Source organism: Janthinobacterium tructae, from assembly GCF_006517255.1.
GTDB classification, from domain to species: Bacteria; Pseudomonadota; Gammaproteobacteria; order Burkholderiales; family Burkholderiaceae_D; genus Janthinobacterium; species Janthinobacterium tructae.
On record NZ_CP041185.1, the window covers coordinates 2,252,605 to 2,272,116 of the forward strand.

Here is a 19,512-nt window from a genome sequence, read left to right on the forward strand (position 1 = left end):
ATACCCTTTAATTAGTTAGTGGACGATCCAGCGGGTCGAGCCAGCGCTCCAGCATATCCTCTGCCAGCACCGGGCGGCTATACAAATAACCTTGCGCCAGCTTGCAGCCATGGCGCAGCAGGAAAGCGGCCTGCTCTTCCGTCTCCACGCCCTCGGCGATCACCGACAAGTGCATGCTCTTGCCCAGCTGGATGATGGCAATCGCAATCGCTTCATCATTGACGTCCGTCGAGATATCCTTGATGAAGGAGCGGTCGATCTTCAAGGTCTGCACGGGCAGCTGCTTCAGGTACGCGAGCGAGGAGTAACCGGTGCCGAAGTCGTCGATGGCCAGTCCCACGCCGATGGCGTGCAGATCGTTGATGAAACCGAGCGCGTCGCCCGTGTTCATGATCACCGATTCCGTCACCTCAAGCTGCAGGCGCTGCGGCTCCAGACCCGTCTCCTTCAAAATATCGGCCACCATGCCGGCGATGCTGCCCCGCTCGAACTGTTTCACCGACAGGTTGACGGCCATCTTCGGCACGCGCAAGCCCTGCGCCTGCCAGCGCATCATCTGGCGACACGCTTCGTCGAGCACCCATTTGCCCAGCTGGTTGATGAAACCGCTGTCCTCGGCCAGCGGGATGAAGCGCACCGGCGGCACCAGGCCCAGTTCCGGGTGGTTCCAGCGCACCAGCGCCTCCACGCCGACCAGGCGGCCCGTGTCGATTTCCACCTGCGGCTGGTAATTCAGGAACATCTCGTTCTTTTCCAGCGAGCGGCGCAGGAAGGTTTCCAGGCGCAGGCGCTCGACGCCCTCGCCCGTCATCGACGGCGCATAGAAACGGTAGCCGTTGCGCCCGCGCGCCTTGGCCTGGTACATGGCCACGTCGGCATTGCGGATCAGCATGTTCAAGTCCAGCGCGTCATCCGGATACAGGCTGATGCCCACGCTGCACGTGACGAACAATTCATGGTCGGCCACCGTGAACGGCTGCTCGAACATGGTCATCAGCTTCTCCGCCACCTGCGTGGCGCCGTACTCGCCATCGACGCGCTCGAGCAGCACGATGAATTCGTCGCCGCCCAGGCGCGCCAGGGTGTCGCCTTCGCGCAGGCGGGCCGCCAGCTGGCTGGCCACCTTTTGCAGCAATTCATCGCCGATATGGTGGCCCAGCGTATCGTTGACATTCTTGAAGCGATCCAGGTCGATGAACAGGATGGCCAACTGCTCCTGGTCGCGCGCGGCGCGCAGCAAGGCGTGCTGCAGGCGGTCGTGGAACAGCAGGCGGTTCGGCAGCGCCGTCAGCGGATCATGGTGCGCCATGTGGTCGAGCTTTTCCTGCGATTCCTTGAGCAGGGTGATATCGCTGAACACGCCCACATAATGCGTGGTGACGCCCTGCGTGTCGCGCACGGCGCTGATGGTCAGCCACTCCAGGTAGATGTCGCCGTTCTTGCGCTGGTGCCAGATCTCGCCACGCCAGAAACCGCTGGCCTTCAGATCATGCCACATGGCGTCGTAAAACGCCGCGTCGTGGCGCTGCGAACGCGTCAGCGACGAGTGCCGCCCCAGCGCCTCGGCTTCGTGGTAGCCCGTGATCTGCGTGAAGGCCGGGTTGACGGCGACGATGATGCCGGCGGGATCGACCACCATCACGCCATCGGCGATATGTTCCAGCACGGTGGCCGACAGGCGCAGCTTTTCCTCGGCTTCCTTGCGCGAAGTGATGTCGGCATACACCCAGATGCTGCCGTCGTTGGGGTGCAGCGGATCGAGCGCGCAACCGCTGACCAGGGCCCAGAACTGGCTGCCATCCTGGCGCAGGTAGTGGCGCTCCTCGCTGAAGTCGCCGCCGGCCGCCAGGGCCGGATACTGGCGCTCACCCGCCGCCTCGAACTCGAAGTGCGTGGGGAAGACGATGGCGGTCGAACGGCCCGTCATTTCGGCGTGAGCGTAGCCGAACAGCTCCTCGCAGCGGCGGTTGACGGAAATGATGCGGCGGTGGCGCACGAACATCACGCCGAACATCACATTGTCGAGGATGGCGCTTTGCTCCGTCAGCAGCGCCTCGATGCGCATCTCGTGGTGCTTGCGCTGGCTGATGTCGGCAATGATGCCGTCGACCCAGACGACGCCCTGTTCACCGGCCTGCGGCTGGCCATTCTCGGACACCCAGCGCTCGATGCCGAAGGCGTCGATGATGCGGTATTCCAGCGCATACGGGCGCACCTCAAACACCGCCTGGCGCACGGCGCGGCGGTGCTCGCGGCGGTCTTCCGGGCAGATCAGGTCGGCCCAGGCGTGCGTGCGGCCGCGCATGAACTGGCGCGCCGAATAGCCGGCGATGTCTTCGATGGCATCGCTGACGAAATCGATGGGCCCGTCGGGCCGGTAGCGGAAGACGGCGCCCGGCACCTGCGTGACGATGGTGCGGAAACGCTCTTCGCGCTGCCCCACATCCTCGAACAGCTGGCGAATGGCCGCGCGCATTTGCTCGAGCTGAGCCGTCAGGCGACCCAGCTCGTCATTGCTGTGCGAGGCCAGCGGCGTGTCAAAATCGCCGTGCGACAGGCGGTCCGAAAAGCGCGTCAGGCGGCGCAGGGGTTTCAACAGGCGGCGGTTCAGGAACAGCACGATCAGCGCCATCGACACGGCCAGCTGAGCGCCCAGCACGAAAATATAGGACCTCTGCTTTTCGCGCAGCTCCTGCTGGCTGCGCGCATCGTCCATCTCGACGACGATGTGGCCGATGCGTTCGCCACGCACGAGGATGTCGCGCTCGGCGCGGTACAGATTGCCCACGGGCCGCTGCGGCGCCTGCAGGCGAATGAATTCCGTGTCGCCCTGCCCCAGCACCTGCACCAGCAGCACGGCGCGGTCGCGCATCACCGACTCGACCAGCGAATGGGCCGATTCCGCATTCATGTTCCACAGCGATTCCTGCATGCCCAGCGCCAGGATGTCGGCATTGCGCTGCAAGGCTTCGTTCAGGCTGGTGCGCGCCGACTGGCGTTCATGCACGCCGACCAGCAGATAGCTGCCGAAGATGGCGGGCACCACCAGGCCGCCAAACACCACCAGCAGCAAGGCGCCATAGATCGACGAGCCGTACAGCACACGCAGGCTGGCGCGCAAGCGCTGATAGGGCGAATTAAACATGCGGCAACAGGGCAACAGGGATCAGGCAGGCGGTCATGGAACTTTACAGGGGAATCCGGGTGATAAGGCGGGAAGAAACTTTTTCAAGAGCAATTATGCATGGAAAAAGCGGGGTAAGTCACCAATAAACACGCGCCAAGGGCGACCTCATGCCATATACACAGGGCTGAAAAACCACACGCGGGCCGGCGCGCCGGGCCAGCGCCAGCAGAAAAACGCGCAGCTTGCTATCATCGCGCCACTTTACCTAGAGGAACCACCATGACCTTCTCCATCTACTCCGCTTCCATCCCCGTCTTCAAACAGATCCTGGGCAGCCTGGCCGCCATCCTGGACAAGGCGGAAACGCACGCGCAAGACAAGAAAATCGACCCGAACGCCCTGCTGCAATTCCGTTTGTTCCCGGACATGCTGCCCTTCGTGCGCCAGATCCAGATCGCCACCGACTTCGCCAAGGGCTGCGGCGCACGCCTGGCCGGCGTGGCCGTGCCACCGTACGAAGACAGCGAACAGAGCTTTGCAGAGCTGAAAGCGCGCATCGTGAAAACCATCGCCTTCCTGGAAAGCCTGCCGCAAGCGGACATCGACGGCAGCGAAACGCGCGCCATCACCACCGGCAGCGGCGAAAAGACCAAGCACTTCACGGGCCAGACGTATCTGTTCCACTACGCGCTGCCGCACTTCTTCTTCCACGCGACGACGGCCTACGACATCCTGCGCCATAACGGTATCGAAGTCGGTAAAAAAGATTTTATCGGCAGCTATTAATCGTTAGCGTCAACAGTACCGGGGTCAGACCCGTCGGGGGGAATGTGCTCCAATGGAGCACATTCCGATCACGAAGTGACTGACCCCAGCAGTTGCCGTTGGGCTTGACAACACAAACGTCAAGTATTCCGGCGCGGATACCCTTGCGAAAGAATCCGCACCCACACCACTTCCTTCTCTTCATCCGTCATCGACACCCAGTGGGCCACTTCCACCACGCTGCGACCGCAGCCGCGGCAGATTTCGTCGAAGGTGGTCGAGCAGACAGCCACGCAGGGCGTATCGGGACGCGGCGGCAATTCCTTGTCAGCCATCAGGATACCTTCGGCAAGCCGAGCTTTTCCCAGCCTTCGGTGCCCAGCGCTTCCAGCGTGGCGATATTCTTGTCAAAAATTTCCGACGCTTCCGGGAACGCCTCGACGGCGCGCTCTATGCTGTCTTCGCGCAGCAGGTGCAGGGTCGGATACGGCGAGCGGTTGGTGTAGTTGCTGATGTCGTCCTCGAACGTCTCGGCAAACTGGTAGTTCGGATGGAAGCTGGCCACTTGCAGTTCGCCGGCCAGGTGCATGTCTTCCACGGCCGCATCGGCCACATCGAGAAACTCGTTGTAGTCGAGGAAATCGTTGAGGGTGTAAGGATGGATCAGCAAGGTCGTGTCGATCTGCTCGGGGTCCGTGTCGGCCAGCGTTTGCAGCTCGTCCATCAGCATTGCCAGCAGATCTTCCGGATTGCTCGATTCGCACACCACATAGCGGATCTGCTTCTTGACGTGCACGGCCTTGGCGAACGGGCACAGGTTCAGGCCGATCACGGCCTTTTCCAGCCAGGCAACGGTATTGGCGATGATGACGGCGTTGTCGTCGTCGTGGCGCGGCGGGGTGTTCATATGCATGACTCTCTATCAATATGGCGGCCGGCAGCCCAATGGCCGGCCAAAGCCAAATTGTACGCACTCTTTGCGCAGTCTCATACTGGACGGCTGCCAGGCTTGCGCCATCGTCCTCGCCATGTATGCTATAACAGCGGCCGAATCACGCATCGGGCAAATTAAATTTGCAATAATGACAGCATCTGCGAATGGAAACCTTGTCGTTTCCCACTTATTGCCGCGCATTTCCTGTCATCATGCTGACATAATTCTTGACTCCGGCATGTGGATATACGTACACTCGCAGCTTGATCATGGGTCTGTCCGATGTTTCTCCGACGACAACAATGGAACACTATGCACGAAAACTCCTTTAAATCTACCGTCCTGGCGGCGTTGGCCCTGGCGCTTGCGCCCGCCCTCAGCCAGGCGTACGAAGCCGGTGTTGAGAGCGATAACGCGCCAGTCGCTGCAACCACACCTGCCCTGATCCCGATGACCGCCCAGGTCACGGCGAAACTCCCCACCCTCGATAACCGCCTGCAAAAGACCGATCGTCTGCTGAAAAACCTCAGCGACAATTCCGATCCGCTGCGCGAAGCCGACGTCTGGGGCCGCATCCGCAGCGGCTATGCGATTCCCGACATTAACAACCAACTGGTGGCCAACCACGTCAACTGGTACGCCACCCGCCCCGACTACATCGCCCGCACCACGGCGCGCGCCTCGCGCTACATCTTCCACGTGGTGCAGGAACTGGAAAAGCGCGGCATGCCAACGGAGCTGGCCTTGCTGCCGTTCATCGAGTCCGCCTTCAACCCGCAGGCCTTCTCCAGCGCCAATGCGGCCGGCATGTGGCAATTCGTGCCTGCCACGGGGCGCGATTTCAACCTCAAGCAAAACATGTTCAAGGACGAGCGCCGCGGTGTACTGGCCTCGACCGACGCGGCCCTGACGTATCTGCAGCGCCTGTATGACATGTTTGGCGACTGGCAACTGGCGCTGGCCGCCTACAACTGGGGCGAAGGCTCGGTGCAGCGCGCCATCAAGAAAAACCAGGCGCTGGGCAAGCCGACCGATTTCGAAAGCCTGGCCGACCTGATGCCGGCCGAAACGCGCAATTACGTACCCAAGCTGCAAGCGGTGAAAAACATCATCGCCAATCCGGCCCAGTTCGGCCTGACCCTGCCCGTGGTCGACAACCAGCCCTACTTCACGGCCATCGACAAGACCAGCGACATCGACATCACCGTCGCCGCCCAGCTGGCCGAACTGTCGATGGATGAATTCAAGGCCTTGAATCCGCAATTTAACCGCCCCGTCATCATCGGCGGCGAAAAGACCAAGATTCTATTGCCACAGGAAAACGCCGCCAAGTTCACCACCAACCTGGCGCAATGGGGCCATGCCTTGTCGAGCTGGACCACGCACAAGATCACCAATGCGCGCGAACGCATCGAAACGCTGGCGTCGAAATTCGGCACCACGGCCGACGTGCTGCGCCAGGCCAACAACATTCCCCAGCGCACCAGCCTGCGCGCCGGCTCCACCATTCTCGTGCCGAAGACTTCGGCCACGATGAACAAGGACATCACCCAGGAAATCGCCGACAGCGCCACCATGCTGCTGGAAGCGGACCGTCCGGAACGGGCCGCCAAGGCACTGCGCCGCGTCGCCAAGGGCGGCAAGGTGCAAGCCGCGCCAATTTCCCTGGTGAAACCGCGCATCCAGCGCGGCGGCGGCACCAGCCGGGCAAAAGCGCGTCACTGATCGCCTGAGTTGTATTGACGCACCTCACCGGCCGCCACAGCTTTGCTGTCGCGGCCGGTTGCACATCCGCCCACCCACCCAGACAGGAGTCGTCATGGCTTTCTTGCAAGGCAAAAAAATCCTCATCACGGGCCTGCTGTCGAACCGCTCCATCGCCTACGGCATCGCCAAGGCTTGCCACCGCGAAGGCGCGACCCTCGCCTTCACCTATGTGGGCGAGCGCTTCAAGGAACGCATCACGGAATTTGCTGCCGAATTCGGCAGCGAACTGATCTTCGACTGCGACGTGTCCAGCGATGAACAGATCAGCGCCGTCTTCAGCAACCTGGCGCAGCATTGGGAACATTTGGATGGCCTGGTGCACGCCATCGGCTTTGCGCCGCGCGAGGCGATCGCCGGCGACTTTCTCGACGGCCTGTCGCGCGACAGCTTCCGCATCGCGCACGATATTTCCGCCTACAGTTTTCCGGCCATGGCCAAGGCCGCGCTCCCCCTGCTGCATCCGGGCGCTTCGGTCCTGACCCTGACCTACCTGGGCGCCGTGCGCGCCGTGCCCTATTACAACACCATGGGCCTGGCCAAGGCGTCGCTGGAAGCGTCCGTGCGCTACCTGGCCGAATCGCTGGGCCCGCGCGGCATCCGCGCCAACGGTATCTCCGCCGGCCCCATCAAGACCCTGGCCGCCTCCGGCATCAAGGATTTCAGTAAGCTGCTGGGCTTTGCGGCGGAACACGCCCCGTTGCGACGCAACGTCACCATCGAAGAGGTCGGCAACACGGCGGCCTTTTTGCTGTCCGACCTGGCCTCGGGCATCACGGGCGAGATTACCTACGTCGATGGCGGCTTTTCGCAAGTGATGGCCGTCAATCCCGAAGTCGAGTGATGCGGTGATGGCCGAGGCCTCGCCCAACTTCGCGGGCCTGGCCGAACTGGCGCAGGTAAGCCGGCAAATCAACCTGGCCAGGAAGACGGCACAGGCACCCCAACTGCCCGCCGACATCGTCGGCCATGCTCAATTAAATGAACGAAAACTACGTATTCTTACTTATTTCGCATAGGAAACATGTTCAAAACGTGGTAGGACTGTCGTTTCTTCCCATTTAGGCCGTGCAAAACGGCGGCAAATACGGTATAGTGTCGTTGTGCGCTGCAATATGTTCGCTTGAAGCGATGGCAACACCGCAGTAACATGCAATTACAAACTTAGCAGCTTCGCAAGCCTTAGCGCATCCACAGGATGCCGCTTATAAAGCCCTCCCGCCTTGTGTGTCGCACCTGACACCGTCCCGGCGCAAAGCTTTTGTGCCGAAATTTCTTTCTAGTTGAGTCATTTCGTTTTGGTTGGCGTTGCTATTTTGCGTTCTGCTTTTTGCAAGAACGCTGATTTTTACGAAAGAAAAGAATGACATTTGAATCCTTAGGCCTGCATCCGTCCATCATCGCCGCTCTGACCGAATCGGGCTACACCGCGCCAACCGCGGTACAGTCGCAAGCGATTCCAGCCGCGATCGAAGGCCGTGACCTGCTGGTCTCGTCGCAGACCGGTTCGGGCAAGACCGCAGCATTCATGCTGCCGTCGCTGCACAAACTGGCCAGCGCCGAACAAAGCGCCGCCAGCAAGACGCCGAACCAGGAAATGCAAGCATCGCGCGCCCGCGGCGAGCGTCCACGCTTCAAGGCTGCCCAGCCAAAAATGCTGGTGCTGACGCCAACGCGCGAACTGGCCCTGCAAGTGACCACCAACACCGACAAGTACAGCACCGGCATCCGCCGCATCAAGGCTGTGTCGATCCTGGGTGGCATGCCTTACCCTAAACAGATGCAATTGCTGGCCAAGAATCCTGAGATTCTGGTCGCCACCCCTGGCCGTCTGATCGACCACATGGACTCGGGCAAGATCGACTTCTCGCAACTGGAAATCCTGGTGCTGGACGAAGCCGACCGCATGCTGGACATGGGTTTCATCGACGACATCGAAAAAATCGTGGACGCGACGCCAGAAGGCCGTCAAACCATGCTGTTCTCGGCAACGCTGGATGGCGTGGTTGGCAACATGGCCCGCCGCATCACGAAAAACCCGCTGGTCATCCAGATCGCCGGTTCGTCGAACAAGCATGAAAACATCACCCAGCGCGTCCACTTCGTCGACGATCTGTCGCACAAGAATCGCCTGCTGGACCACCTGCTGCGCGACGAAACCCTGGACCAGGCTGTTGTGTTTACCGCCACCAAGCGTGACGCCGACACCATCGCCGACCGTCTGAACATCGCCGGTTTCTCCGCTGCCGCCTTGCACGGCGACATGCATCAGGGCGCGCGTAACCGCACCCTGGACGGCATGCGCCGCGGCCAGGTCAAAGTGCTGGTCGCCACCGACGTTGCCGCCCGCGGCATCGACGTACCAACGATCACCCACGTGTTCAACTACGATCTGCCGAAGTTCCCTGAAGACTACGTCCACCGCATCGGCCGTACCGGCCGCGCTGGCCGCAATGGCCTGGCCATCTCGCTGGTGAACCACGCTGAAGGCATGAACGTCAAGCGCATCGAACGCTTCACCAAGCAATTGATCCCGGTCAATGTCATCGAAGGTTTCGAGCCTAAGAAAACGGCGTCGGCACCACGTTCGAGCGCCCGTCCAGGCGGCTGGAAACCAGGCGACAACCGCGGCGGCGCGAAGCCAGCGCAACGCACGTTCAGCAAGCCAGGCGCACCACGCAAAGACGGCGCACCTAGCACCGGCGGCGGCTACAAGGGTTCCAACCCGCGCAGCACCGACGGCGCACGCCGCAGCTACGGCGACCGTTAATCACGGCGCCATGCCGCCAGCAGGCGGCAGACAATAAAAAACGGCCACCAGATCGCTCTGGTGGCCGTTTTTTATTGTCCGCTGCATTTATTTCTTCGACACCTTCTGGCGCGACAGCTTGCGCAGCTTGGCCTGCTCGAAGCGCACCTGCTGCTCCGGCGTTTCCAGCACCAGCGGCGGCACGGCCACGGGCTTGCGGTTGGCGTCCACGGCCACCATCGTGAAATAGCAGCTGTTGGCGTGGCGCACCAGGCGCTGCTGGATGTTTTCCGTCACCACGCGGATGCCCACTTCCATCGAGGTCGTGCCCGTGTAATTGATCGAGGCGAGAAACGTCACCAGCTCACCGACGTGGATAGGCTGCAGGAACATCACCTGATCCACCGACAGGGTCACCACATAGCTGCCCGAATAGCGGCTGGCGCAGGCGTAGGCGACGCTGTCGAGGTATTTCAGGATGGTGCCGCCGTGCACATTGCCGGAAAAGTTGGCCATATCTGGCGTCATCAGGACCGTCATCGTCAGTTCGTGGGCCGACCAGTTCATCGCACTGTCCAAAGTGTTCTCCAAGGGGGAATAAAAGTGAGGGGGACGTAAAAACCGGCCCCAGGGGCCGGTGCAGACCTTACAGGCCCAGGGTGTCGATGTCGGCCAACGAGTCGCGGCCCTTGTCGGAAATGTCGTGGCCCTCGCCTTCCGCGCGCGCCACGATGTGGGCTTTCTTGCCCAGGAAATAGGCCACGTCCGATTCCAGCCTGGTCAGCGGATCGGCGGCGACGGCGCGCAGCCCCATGATGCAGCGGCGCAGGAACAGCAACTGTTGTGCTTTCTCGGTGATGGACAAACGGCCATCGCGTGCATAGCTGAGCAGCTTCAGGCCGGACAGGCGCTTGGCATTGCGGGCAACGCAAGCACTGGGGCGCTCGGTCTTGATGCCGCGTGCAACTTGCTCCAGCGCGTCATATTCATCGGTTGTTAATTTCTCGTTCTTCATTACTTTTCCATAAAAGGCCAGGTGTTCGGCCCCCATGGTACGCGCCCCGCTGCGCATCGGCAACAGGCAACGTGATTCAGTCGCCGCCCGCCCCACGGATGGCGTACTGAAAATGCGCGTGGAGCGCGCTTATTTGTAGCTGCGCAGCAGCAGCCACGCCAGGCCGCAGCCAGCCACGGCGCCCGCCAGCGCCAGCGCTGCGAGGTTTTTGCCGGTGATCACTGGGCGCCGGCCCAGGTAGATTTTGTTATGCAAGGAATTGCCCATGATGGTCTCCTGTACAAGAATTTTTATGATGTCTCATTATAAGAACAGAATCGTGACGGCCACATGACACACAGCAGTTAGCGCTTGATTTGTATCCACTCGGCAATATTTATTGGCATTTTTGTTGTTTAATTGGCGTGGCGACCCCGCCGCCCGCACAATTCATTTCCGATCAGAAATAAACAGCGCGCGGCAGTGGCATCGCCGCTCAGGTGTACTCAGCCGTGCTCAGGCGTGCGACGACTGGCTCTCAGCCCATCCTGACGGGCGGCGGTGGTGGCGTCGGCTCCTCGACGGGCACGGGCTCCGTGTGCGGCGGCTTTTCCGGCGGCGGCGTCAGCGGATCGCCTTCGGGCGGCGGCGGGATATCCGGTTCAGGCGTGCTGTGCGCACGCAGCGGGGCGTGACGGGATGGTAGTTGCATGGTGACCTCCTTTGCCCCACTCTAGCCGATGACAGGAAAGACTGGCGCCCGCGTGCCGCGCCATCGGCCGGTAAAACGTCGATTTTTTTTACACGAGCACGAAAAACGCCATCCCTGTTTTTATAAGCTGTTGAATTTAAATACAAATATTACATGGTACGAATTCTGCTTCAAGGGCGTATGAGGTTATCTGAGGCAGCCGCCACAGTGACCTGGTCCGATCAACCCTCACGCTGAAGGAAATGCCATGAAAACGCTGTCCTCATTCCTGCGTCTCGCTCTCTCCGCGGCCACCATCGGCGCCGCGCTGATCAGTGCTCCCGCATTCGCTGGTCCTTTGTTTACCGTCAATGAAGGTTCCGTCCCCGGTACCGCAGCCAATCTGGTGGTGGCCGACCGCATCAGCTTTGAATATCACGCGCGCGTCGAACAAACCATCGTTGGCGGTTTGGGTGGTGGTAACGATCCCTTCACTCAAACAGGCTTTCTGAGCAAGGCCGCTTTCGGCAGTCCCACTGGCGGCAGCGTTCCATCGCAACTGAACGCCCTGAATGGCTATGGCATCTATGGCCTGTTTTCCATCACCGGCCAGTCCGATACGCTGGCTGGCGGGATCTTCGCTACCTTTCAAACCCTGACCATGACCTTGTACATCGACCCCAACCAGGACACGTCACTGTCGGTCAGCAACGTCGCAGGCTCGCCGGTGAATGTGGGTGGCGTCTCCGGGGATGACTATGCGATCGTGACCTACACGCTCGACGTGGGCGAAGCACATATTTTCGCCGGCCTGGCCCAGGGCGACTTCAAGGCCTTGCTGAACGCCACATTGACGCCGCAAGGACAGTTGTTTTTCGTCAACCCCGACCCGTTTTTCCCGCTGGAGTCCCTCAGCGGGAATACCAACAGCTTCATCAGCGGCAGCCTGACCGACAGTTTCGTCGCGATGGCCGACGGTGGCGGCCTGGAATTATTCCAGGCAGCTGTACCTGAACCAGGCACCATCGCCCTGCTCGGCATCGGCCTGTTTGGCCTGGGCATGACTGCGCGCCGCCAGCAAGGCGGGCAACGCCAGGCTTGACATGCGATCATCCAGTCTGAAAACCGCTGATGTCCTCAGCGGTTTTTTTCGCTGCGGCAAGCGGCAAGCCCATGCCGTTCACGCAAGCGTCCTCCCGTTGACCGGCGCCACCAGCAAGTCTTGCAAGGGCCGGCGCAAGGAGCGCGCCTGGGCCGCCGGGCCGGCGCCGATGCGGCCAAGGAACACGGCCCGATCAAACGCCACCGCACCCAGCACGGCCTGGCATTGCAGCGCCAGTTCCTGCGCCAGCTCCAGCATGCCGTCGGTGCGCGAAAAGGCCCGTCGTTCGCGCACATAACGGGCGAAGATCAGCGGCGTCAGTTCCGGCTGTAACTGCAGGCCCAGCTGCGTAGCCGTCAGCCAGAAGCGCTGCATGGCCCGGCCCGCCGCCACGTAATCATCGATGTGACGCGGCGGCGCCTCGGCCAGCAGCACGAAATGCGCAGCGCAATACAGGCCGGGCAACAAGTCCATCTGCAACCGGGGCGCGACGGTGCCAGCCAGCCAGGTATTGAAAAAATCCACGCGGAGCCAGCTGTGCATGACCCAGCGCATCAGCCGCGCCGTCATCGGGTCGACACCGAGCGCCTGCTCCGGGATGCGGTCGGTGCTGAAGCGCGCGCCCCATTCGATGACATCGCGGTGCACCTTGTGCGCTTCGGGCATGGTCAGGCGCAGCTTCGCATTGTCGTACATCAGGCGCGCACAGGCCAGGCGCATGCGCCAGCCTTCGAACCACTGCACGCTGTAGCCGGACGGCAAGCTGGCCGCCAGCGCCACCTTTTCACTGGCGCGCAGGCGGCGCGTGCTGAGCCGTCGCCGCTGCACGCTGCGCTGCGGCAGAAAGGCCGCCAGCGGGTCGGGCAGCATGCCAGGGCTGTCGACAAAGCGCACATCAAACGTGGGCAAGGTATCGGGCAAGCCGCCGTGCCGGCGCGCTTCCATGCGCAATCCATGGCTACTGGCCGCCAGCGCCATGCTTTCGAGCAAGGCGCCCAGCGACAGCTGGCTGGGATGGCCGTCAAGGTCGTACACGCAGTGGCTGCGCGTATCGAAGCCATGCACGACGACATGGCGCGGGTCCACGACTTCAAAACGCCACGGCTGCGTGTTGTCGCCGCTGGGCGCCCAGCGCGCCTGGTCGAGGATGTTTTCCAGCACAGAATCGATCTGCGCGATCAGCGGTGCTTGTGGCATTTATGCCCCCTGCGCCGTGCGCCGGCGCTTGATGATGGCCATCGTCAGGCGTTGCAGCGGATGACGGTTGCCACCGGGACGCCAGGTGCGCACGAGCTTGTTGCGGTAGGCGTCGAAATGCATGCCATGCGGCGCCGCCATCACTTTGCCGCGCTTCAAGAGTATTTTCAGCGCCTCGGTGGCGGCCGCGCCCGCGCACAGCTGACAACCCATGATGGTCGATGGTCCGCGCCGCTCCTTCAGGTTGATGGCCGACGGGTCGACCAGGTAGGGACCGTGCAAGCCCGCCGGTGCCAGCCCGACGAGAAAGCGCAGGGCTTTTTCTTCCTCGGGCAAGTCGCCCCAGCCAAAATACTCTTCGAACGTCATGCCGCCGGGCATGAAGCTGAGCACGGCCGTGCCCATGCCCAGCGGCGCGGCCGTGATGGCGGGGATGCCCAGGCGCGCACAGGTGGCGAAGGTGGCCTGGCGCGCAGGAAAGGCAAAGAAATCCAGGCCGTCCACATACAGGTCGACACCGGCAAAAAACTCCGCCAGGTTGCTGTCGTGTATGCCGTCAGGAAATTGTTTAATCTCAAGTTCGGGATTGATGTCCGTCGCCATCTGCGCCAGCACGGCCACCTTGGGCTGGCCCAGGGTGGACATCATGGCGCCGGCCTGGCGATTGAAGTTGGCGATATCGAAGGTATCGAAATCGGCGATGTGAAAAGCGCCTATGCCCAGCCGCGCCAGGGTCAGCAAATGCACGCCGCCCACGCCGCCCATGCCGGCAATGGCCACGCGCTTGCCGCGCAAGCTGTCCTGCTCCGCCTGCGTGACCCAGCCCAGGTTGCGGGCAAATGCCGCGTGATACGAAAAACCGTCTGTCATGCTCACCTCTTCTGTGCGTCCCTTGCGGACGAAAAAGTTTGGACAGGTGAGCCAGGGATAAGTTCCCCGCATGACAGAAAATGTACTTAGCGCGCCAGGCGCCGCGCCGCAGGCACGCTGCGCTGTAGCGCTGCCGCTGCCGGCGCCACGGCACCGACCTTGAACACGCTGACGATCTGCGCCAGCCCGGCCGCCTGCTCGTTCATGGCCTGCGCCGCCGCCGAAGCCTGTTCGACCAGGGCCGAGTTTTGCTGCGTCATGTTATCCATCTCGACGATGGCCTGGTTGATCTGCTCGATGCCGGCGCTCTGCTCCGCGCTGGCCGAGGAAATCTCGGCCACGATATCGGTCACATGCTGCACGCTGGAAACTACTTTTTCCATCGTCTCGCCCGCCAGCGCCACGAGTTTTTCACCGGCGCCCACTTGCTCGGCGGAACTGTCGATCAATTGCTTGATTTCCTTGGCGGCGGCAGCCGAACGCTGCGCCAGATTGCGCACCTCGCTGGCGACGACGGCGAAGCCACGCCCCTGCTCGCCCGCGCGCGCCGCTTCCACGGCCGCATTCAAGGCCAGAATATTCGTCTGGAAGGCGATGCCGTCGATGACGGCGATGATGTCACCGATCTTTTTCGACGAGGCATTGATGGCGCCCATGGTGTCGACCACCTGGCTCACCACGCCACCCGCCTGCGTCGCCACTTGCGAGGCAGAAATAGCCAGCTGGTTGGCCTGGCGCGCATTGTCCGCATTCTGGCGCACGGTCGAGGTCATCTCTTCCATGGTCGAGGCTGTTTCTTCCAGCGAGCCCGCCTGCTGCTCCGTGCGCGCCGACAGGTCGTGGTTGCCGGAAGCGATCTCGCCGGACGCCGTGGAAATCGATTCCGCATCGTTGCGCACCTGGCTCACCAGATGCGCCAGGTTGTCGCGCATGGCCTTGATCGCCATCAGCAAACTCGACGTGTCGCCGGGGCGCGTGTCGATGTGCGTGGTCAGATCGCCCTGGGCGATTTGCGCCACGATGGCCGCTGCATAGTCGGGTTCACCACCGAGCTGGGCCAGGATACGGCGCAGCATCAGCGCCGCCAGGGCGCCCACCACCAGCATCAGCGCGCCGCCGATGGCCAGCAGTACGCCGGCCTGGGCCCAGAACTTGTGGTTGATGTCATCGATGTAGGTGCCCGTGCCGATCAGCCAGTCCCACGGCGCAAATTTCACCACGGCATACATCTTCGCCACCGGGTCCTTCACGCCGGGACGCGTGCCGTCGGCCTGCACCAGGCCGACACGGCTGGTGGCCAGCGCGGCGCGGTAGCGGTCGCCCGACTGCTGCATATTCTTTTGCGGCACACCGATGCGCGACGCATTCGGGTGCACGTACAGCAAGTCGGTGCTGAAATCGCGCACAAAATAATACATCTCGTCCTTGACGAAGCTGCCGATGGCCAGCTTGGCCTGCTGCTGGGCTTGCTCACGCGTGAGCTTGCCCGACTGTTCCAGCGCATACGCCTTTTCCACCGAGGCGTTGGCCAATTCCACCAACACCGTCAATTGCTCGACCCTTTCGGCCATCATGGTCTGGCGCAGCGAATACAGAGAGAACGACGCGATGAGGACGATGCCCAGCAAGGTGCTGAAACACAGGAGAAGAATGCGCGAACGGAGTGTCATGGGAGCCTGGGATGGAAAATAAAGCGTGGAATTATAAACAATTTCCTGATGGAAATTTTTTTACAAAAGCAAAGCGGGCGGCGCTACCAGGCTGATGCCTGGCAGGCACCGCCCGCTTTGTTACTGCTCGCATGTTACTGGCGGATCACGCCAACGCTTCCTTGGCCGCCTCTTCCGGCGTCAAGCCGTCGTAGAACTGGTCGGTAAACCACTCGACCTGCTCTTCGATGTGGTCTTGCGCCTGTGCCACGGTGGCGCCGCCGGCCACGAGGAAGCCTTCAACCTCGATACACCAGTTGATCAATTCCAGGGTTTCCGGATCGAGTTCTTCTTTCTTAGCCATCGTATTTCCTTGCTTGTCAAATTGCGATCACATCAATAAGCAGCAGTTTAACAGCTTCGCCACGTTGCCGCCGCTGCAGTTCAACAATGAAGATTACTTCACTGCAACGTTCTTGCGTTCCGGATACAGCACCACCTGCACGTAGTTGTGCAGGTCCAGATAGCGCTGCGCCGCCTGTTTGACGGCTTGCGGCGTGATGGCGCGCACGCGCTGCTCGTAGCGCAGGATCTGCGCGGGATCGCGGCCCTGCGTCACCGAACCCATCAGTTGGTTCATCCAGTAGTTATTTTCCCGCAAGGATTTCTGCTGGCGCGTGATCCAGTTCAGCTTGACCTTTTCCAGGTCGGCCACAGACGGCCCCTCGGCCTTCATCTTGTTGATTTCGGCAAAGGCGGCGGCGATTACCTTGTCCACGTTTTCCGGCCCCGTCGGCAAGTTCAGCGCCACCGAGTAATGGCCGTACGGATGCTGGCCCATGGACGTTTCGAAGCCACCGCCATAGATCATGCTCATCTTTTCGCGCAGCACTTCGATGACTTTCAGGTTCAACACCTCGCCCAGCGCCTGCAAGGTCAGCTTTTGCTCGTCCGAATACGCCACGTCGCCATTGAAGGTGATGGAAATCGTGCTCTTCGGCTCGCTACCCATGTAGATATCTTTCTTGACGATCCCTGCCACCGGGCGCATGCCCACGTCGCGGTAAGCGTGCGGCACCTCGGCCACGGGCAAGGTGCCCAGGTAGCTGGCGATCAGGGGCTTGATCTTCTCGAGCTCGAAGCTGCCCGTGAAGATGAAGGTCATGTCGCGCGCGCTGGAAAAGCGCTGGCGGAAGATTTCCAGCGAACGGTCCAGGCCCACCTTGTCGAAGTCGGCCGCGCGCGGCACGCCATCGACGCGCGGGTTGTCGCCAAACGTGGCGTGCTGGACGGCATCGTAAAATACGGCTTCCGGCTGCGCCATGCTGTTTTTCGCCAGATCCTGCTGCTTGCCGATGAAGGATTGGTACAGGCCCGCATCCTTGCGCACGTCATGGAAATACAGATACACGAGTTGCAGCATGGCTTCCGCGTCGGCGCTGCTGGCCGAGCCGCCAAAGCCTTCGCTCAGTTCACCCAGCGAGGCACCCACATTGACCGTCTTGCCGGCCAACACCTTTTGCAAGTCCAGCGGCGCCAGGTCCTTCAAGCCCATGCTGCCGACCACGGCGCTGGCATAGCGGGCGTTATAGATATCGGCGTCGCCAAACAGCGACTGGCCGCCGAAGCGGGTCGAACCCATCAGCACCTGGTCATTTTTGAAATCGGTCGGTTTGAGCAGCACGCGCACGCCATTGCCCAGGGTTAGCTCCGTCACGCCGATGGCGCTATTGAATTTTTCAGCGACGATGCTGCCGCCGGCCGGCGGGCCATCCATCAGCTTGCTGGCCAGCACTCTTTCCGTGCGCGGCTCGACCTTCTGCCGCTCGGCTTGCGCCACGGCGTCGAGCAATTGCTGCTGCGTCGGGACGCTGGCGCCCGCTTTCGGCTCGGCACCCATGAAGACGACGAGTTTCTTTTGCTGGTCGGGAATCACCTTGGCGACCGTCTCGTTGATTTCCTGCAAAGTTACCTGAGGCAAGAGTTCCTGTGCGTACAGCAATTCATTGGCGATGCCGGGGATGGCTTCCTGCTCCAGGAAGTTGCGCGAATACTCGGCCACGAAACCGGACGAATCGGACTTGTCGCGCTCGCTGTACGCGCGCTCGTAATTGCGCAGCATGTTCTTGCGCGCGCGGTCCAGCTCATCCTGGCTGAAACCGAAGCGGCGCGCCCGCTCATCTTCCTGCACCAGCGCGTCGACGGCCGGCTGCACGCCGCCCTTGCCCAGCAAGGCATACGCGCTGAACGACTCGTAGCCACGCACCAGCTTGCCCATGCTGCTGCCGCCCTGGATGAAGGGCGGGTTCGCCTGCTGCGTCAATTCCTGCATGCGCGCGCTAAGCATCTGGCCATACAGGTTTTCGATCATCTGGCGGCGGTAGTCGGCAATGGTGACGGGCTCCTGCGCGGCGCGGATCGGATAGCGGATGAAGACGCTGTCGTCCGGTGCTTCCTTGTCCGTGATCACCAGCGCTTCCGTCTGCGAGCGCTGCGGCACTTCCGCATACAGGCGCGGGCGCGGTTGCGCGGGGTTTTTCAGTTTGCCGAAATGCTGCTGGATCAGCTTTTCAGCCTGTTTCGGCTCCACGTCACCGACCACCATCACGGCCATCAGGTCGGGCCGGTACCAATCCTTGTAGAAACGCTTGATGGCTTCCGGCTTGAACGTTTTCAAGACGGATTCCTTGCCGATCGGCATGCGCTGCGCATAGCGCGAACCGTTCAGCAGCTTCGGATACAGCACCTTGTTCATGCGGTCGCTGGCGCCCTTGCCCAGGCGCGCCTCTTCCAGCACGATGCCGCGCTCGCTGTTGATATCGGCCGGATTGAATTTCAAGCCATGCGCCCAGTCTTCCAGCACGAGAAAACCCTTTTCCAGGTTTTCCTTCTTGTTCGTCGGAATCGGCAGCACGTACACGGTTTCATCGAAACTCGTGTAGGCGTTCAGGTCGGCGCCGAACTTCACGCCGATCGATTGCAAATAGGAAATGAGCTCATTGCGCTTGAAATGCGTGGAGCCATTGAAGGCCATGTGTTCCGTGAAATGCGCCAGGCCTTGCTGGTCGTCATCTTCCAGGATGGAGCCGGCTTTTACCACCAGGCGCAATTCCACTTTCTGGGCGGGACGGGCATTTTTCTTGATGTAATAGGTCAAGCCGTTTGGCAATTTCCCTACGGTCACTTCCGGTGCCAGCGGCAGGGGATCGGTCAAACGGATTTCCGCCTGGGCCATGCAGGCGCACGCCAGCAAGACGGCGCCCGAGATCAGGCGTAATTTACTCAGCTTCATGTATTCTCAACGGTAAGATTCAGTAGACATACCTTACACTGAAATCGTCTTTCCGCCATTAAAAACAGCTTAGGAAAACTGCCCTCCCTGGCAACTTTGCCGAATGACAAACTCAACAGTGACCTGCCACAGTTTTTCATCTGTGCTAAAGTATTGCCGCCGGTCATGTGGACCGGCACAACAATACGTCTTCGGGGCGGGGTGCGATTCCCCACCGGCGGTAAGACCGGCAACGGTCAAGCCCGCGAGCGCTTGTCAGGTTTCGCCTGATGAGGTCAGCAGATCTGGTGTGACTCCAGAGCCGACGGTATAGTCCGGATGAAAGAAGATGTGCAGTAAACGCGATGTCCGCTCGACCTGTCGATGCGGCCGGCTGCG

At 61.3% G+C, this 19,512-nt stretch carries 18 protein-coding genes and 1 riboswitch; of the genes, 6 read left to right on the forward strand and 12 right to left on the reverse strand.

Annotation, left to right across the window (positions count from 1 at the left end; all coding sequences use genetic code 11):
• Positions 1-7: 7 nt before the first annotated feature.
• Positions 8-3,145, reverse strand: coding sequence for an EAL domain-containing protein (locus tag FJQ89_RS09840; RefSeq protein ID WP_141170048.1), 3,138 nt, complete (start codon positions 3,143-3,145; stop codon positions 8-10).
• A 261-nt stretch (positions 3,146-3,406) separates the two neighbouring features.
• Between FJQ89_RS09840 and FJQ89_RS09845 the strand changes: the two genes are divergently transcribed.
• A complete protein-coding gene (locus tag FJQ89_RS09845) occupies positions 3,407-3,913 on the forward strand; it encodes a DUF1993 domain-containing protein (RefSeq protein WP_034779265.1) in 507 nt (168 codons plus the stop codon).
• 119 nt (positions 3,914-4,032) lie between these two features.
• On the opposite strand, the gene FJQ89_RS09850 is transcribed toward FJQ89_RS09845, so the two are convergent.
• Both FJQ89_RS09850 and FJQ89_RS09855 read right to left on the reverse strand, forming a co-directional pair.
• Positions 4,033-4,227 carry a DUF1289 domain-containing protein gene (locus tag FJQ89_RS09850; RefSeq protein WP_070255368.1) on the reverse strand — a complete coding sequence of 65 codons (195 nt, stop codon included), beginning with the start codon at positions 4,225-4,227 and terminating at the stop codon, positions 4,033-4,035.
• Complete coding sequence (locus FJQ89_RS09855) at positions 4,227-4,805, reverse strand: DUF1415 domain-containing protein (RefSeq protein ID WP_423245198.1); 579 nt, start codon at positions 4,803-4,805, stop codon at positions 4,227-4,229. Before FJQ89_RS09855 ends, FJQ89_RS09850 begins: the two co-directional genes overlap by 1 nt.
• A 333-nt stretch (positions 4,806-5,138) precedes the next feature.
• Here FJQ89_RS09855 and FJQ89_RS09860 point away from each other — a divergent pair, with 333 nt between their 5' ends.
• From FJQ89_RS09860 to FJQ89_RS09870, 4 genes are all read left to right on the forward strand, one after another.
• Positions 5,139-6,551, forward strand: coding sequence for a transglycosylase SLT domain-containing protein (locus tag FJQ89_RS09860; protein ID WP_141170049.1), 1,413 nt, complete (start codon positions 5,139-5,141; stop codon positions 6,549-6,551).
• A gap of 94 nt (positions 6,552-6,645) precedes the next feature.
• Positions 6,646-7,434, forward strand: coding sequence for an enoyl-ACP reductase FabI (gene fabI, locus FJQ89_RS09865; RefSeq protein ID WP_141170050.1), 789 nt, complete (start codon positions 6,646-6,648; stop codon positions 7,432-7,434).
• A gap of 7 nt (positions 7,435-7,441) precedes the next feature.
• Positions 7,442-7,609 carry a hypothetical protein gene (locus tag FJQ89_RS28025; RefSeq protein WP_168208426.1) on the forward strand — a complete coding sequence of 56 codons (168 nt, stop codon included), beginning with the start codon at positions 7,442-7,444 and terminating at the stop codon, positions 7,607-7,609.
• A 344-nt stretch (positions 7,610-7,953) separates the two neighbouring features.
• Complete coding sequence (locus FJQ89_RS09870) at positions 7,954-9,360, forward strand: DEAD/DEAH box helicase (RefSeq protein ID WP_071076465.1); 1,407 nt, start codon at positions 7,954-7,956, stop codon at positions 9,358-9,360.
• Positions 9,361-9,447: 87 nt separating this feature from the next.
• Here FJQ89_RS09870 and FJQ89_RS09875 read toward each other — a convergent pair whose 3' ends face one another.
• The 4 genes from FJQ89_RS09875 to FJQ89_RS28035 all read right to left on the reverse strand — a co-directional run bounded on the left by FJQ89_RS09875 (position 9,448) and on the right by FJQ89_RS28035 (position 11,045).
• The gene (locus FJQ89_RS09875; RefSeq protein ID WP_096238581.1) at positions 9,448-9,906 is read right to left on the reverse strand and encodes an acyl-CoA thioesterase; all 459 of its coding nucleotides are present in this window, start codon (positions 9,904-9,906) and stop codon (positions 9,448-9,450) included.
• Positions 9,907-9,985: 79 nt separating this feature from the next.
• Complete coding sequence (locus FJQ89_RS09880) at positions 9,986-10,354, reverse strand: hypothetical protein (protein WP_071076464.1); 369 nt, start codon at positions 10,352-10,354, stop codon at positions 9,986-9,988.
• Between the two features lie 129 nt (positions 10,355-10,483).
• Entirely contained in the window at positions 10,484-10,621 is a 138-nt protein-coding gene (locus tag FJQ89_RS28030; RefSeq protein ID WP_165829503.1) for a hypothetical protein, read from the reverse strand.
• 250 nt (positions 10,622-10,871) lie between these two features.
• Entirely contained in the window at positions 10,872-11,045 is a 174-nt protein-coding gene (locus FJQ89_RS28035; RefSeq protein ID WP_168208427.1) for a hypothetical protein, read from the reverse strand.
• 247 nt (positions 11,046-11,292) lie between these two features.
• Between FJQ89_RS28035 and pepA the strand changes: the two genes are divergently transcribed.
• On the forward strand, positions 11,293-12,126 hold the full coding sequence (gene pepA / locus FJQ89_RS09885; RefSeq protein ID WP_141170051.1) for a flocculation-associated PEP-CTERM protein PepA: 834 nt from the start codon (positions 11,293-11,295) through the stop codon (positions 12,124-12,126).
• Positions 12,127-12,204: 78 nt separating this feature from the next.
• On the opposite strand, the gene FJQ89_RS09890 is transcribed toward pepA, so the two are convergent.
• The 5 genes from FJQ89_RS09890 to FJQ89_RS09910 all read right to left on the reverse strand — a co-directional run bounded on the left by FJQ89_RS09890 (position 12,205) and on the right by FJQ89_RS09910 (position 19,134).
• Positions 12,205-13,323 carry a nitroreductase family protein gene (locus FJQ89_RS09890; protein ID WP_141170052.1) on the reverse strand — a complete coding sequence of 373 codons (1,119 nt, stop codon included), beginning with the start codon at positions 13,321-13,323 and terminating at the stop codon, positions 12,205-12,207.
• Positions 13,324-14,193, reverse strand: coding sequence for a ThiF family adenylyltransferase (locus tag FJQ89_RS09895; protein WP_141170053.1), 870 nt, complete (start codon positions 14,191-14,193; stop codon positions 13,324-13,326).
• A gap of 86 nt (positions 14,194-14,279) precedes the next feature.
• Positions 14,280-15,863, reverse strand: a complete 1,584-nt coding sequence (locus tag FJQ89_RS09900; protein WP_141170054.1) for a methyl-accepting chemotaxis protein — start codon at positions 15,861-15,863, stop codon at positions 14,280-14,282.
• Positions 15,864-16,008: 145 nt separating this feature from the next.
• Entirely contained in the window at positions 16,009-16,206 is a 198-nt protein-coding gene (locus FJQ89_RS09905; RefSeq protein ID WP_010399555.1) for a hypothetical protein, read from the reverse strand.
• A 93-nt stretch (positions 16,207-16,299) separates the two neighbouring features.
• Complete coding sequence (locus tag FJQ89_RS09910; protein ID WP_141170055.1) at positions 16,300-19,134, reverse strand: M16 family metallopeptidase; 2,835 nt, start codon at positions 19,132-19,134, stop codon at positions 16,300-16,302.
• A 183-nt stretch (positions 19,135-19,317) separates the two neighbouring features.
• Positions 19,318-19,468, forward strand: a riboswitch (FMN riboswitch).
• The last annotated feature ends 44 nt before the right edge of the window (positions 19,469-19,512 follow it).

Bases quoted from the DNA above. Each gene is read 5' to 3' on its own strand.
- FJQ89_RS09840 (WP_141170048.1), bottom strand. From the start codon at position 3,145: ATGTTTAATTCGCCCTATCAGCGCTTGCGCGCCAGCCTGCGTGTGCTG.
- FJQ89_RS09845 (WP_034779265.1), top strand. From the start codon at position 3,407: ATGACCTTCTCCATCTACTCCGCTTCCATCCCCGTCTTCAAACAGATC.
- FJQ89_RS09850 (WP_070255368.1), bottom strand. From the start codon at position 4,227: ATGGCTGACAAGGAATTGCCGCCGCGTCCCGATACGCCCTGCGTGGCT.
- FJQ89_RS09855 (WP_423245198.1), bottom strand. From the start codon at position 4,805: ATGCATATGAACACCCCGCCGCGCCACGACGACGACAACGCCGTCATC.
- FJQ89_RS09860 (WP_141170049.1), top strand. From the start codon at position 5,139: ATGCACGAAAACTCCTTTAAATCTACCGTCCTGGCGGCGTTGGCCCTG.
- fabI (WP_141170050.1), top strand. From the start codon at position 6,646: ATGGCTTTCTTGCAAGGCAAAAAAATCCTCATCACGGGCCTGCTGTCG.
- FJQ89_RS28025 (WP_168208426.1), top strand. From the start codon at position 7,442: ATGGCCGAGGCCTCGCCCAACTTCGCGGGCCTGGCCGAACTGGCGCAG.
- FJQ89_RS09870 (WP_071076465.1), top strand. From the start codon at position 7,954: ATGACATTTGAATCCTTAGGCCTGCATCCGTCCATCATCGCCGCTCTG.
- FJQ89_RS09875 (WP_096238581.1), bottom strand. From the start codon at position 9,906: ATGAACTGGTCGGCCCACGAACTGACGATGACGGTCCTGATGACGCCA.
- FJQ89_RS09880 (WP_071076464.1), bottom strand. From the start codon at position 10,354: ATGAAGAACGAGAAATTAACAACCGATGAATATGACGCGCTGGAGCAA.
- FJQ89_RS28030 (WP_165829503.1), bottom strand. From the start codon at position 10,621: ATGGGCAATTCCTTGCATAACAAAATCTACCTGGGCCGGCGCCCAGTG.
- FJQ89_RS28035 (WP_168208427.1), bottom strand. From the start codon at position 11,045: ATGCAACTACCATCCCGTCACGCCCCGCTGCGTGCGCACAGCACGCCT.
- pepA (WP_141170051.1), top strand. From the start codon at position 11,293: ATGAAAACGCTGTCCTCATTCCTGCGTCTCGCTCTCTCCGCGGCCACC.
- FJQ89_RS09890 (WP_141170052.1), bottom strand. From the start codon at position 13,323: ATGCCACAAGCACCGCTGATCGCGCAGATCGATTCTGTGCTGGAAAAC.
- FJQ89_RS09895 (WP_141170053.1), bottom strand. From the start codon at position 14,193: ATGACAGACGGTTTTTCGTATCACGCGGCATTTGCCCGCAACCTGGGC.
- FJQ89_RS09900 (WP_141170054.1), bottom strand. From the start codon at position 15,863: ATGACACTCCGTTCGCGCATTCTTCTCCTGTGTTTCAGCACCTTGCTG.
- FJQ89_RS09905 (WP_010399555.1), bottom strand. From the start codon at position 16,206: ATGGCTAAGAAAGAAGAACTCGATCCGGAAACCCTGGAATTGATCAAC.
- FJQ89_RS09910 (WP_141170055.1), bottom strand. From the start codon at position 19,134: ATGAAGCTGAGTAAATTACGCCTGATCTCGGGCGCCGTCTTGCTGGCG.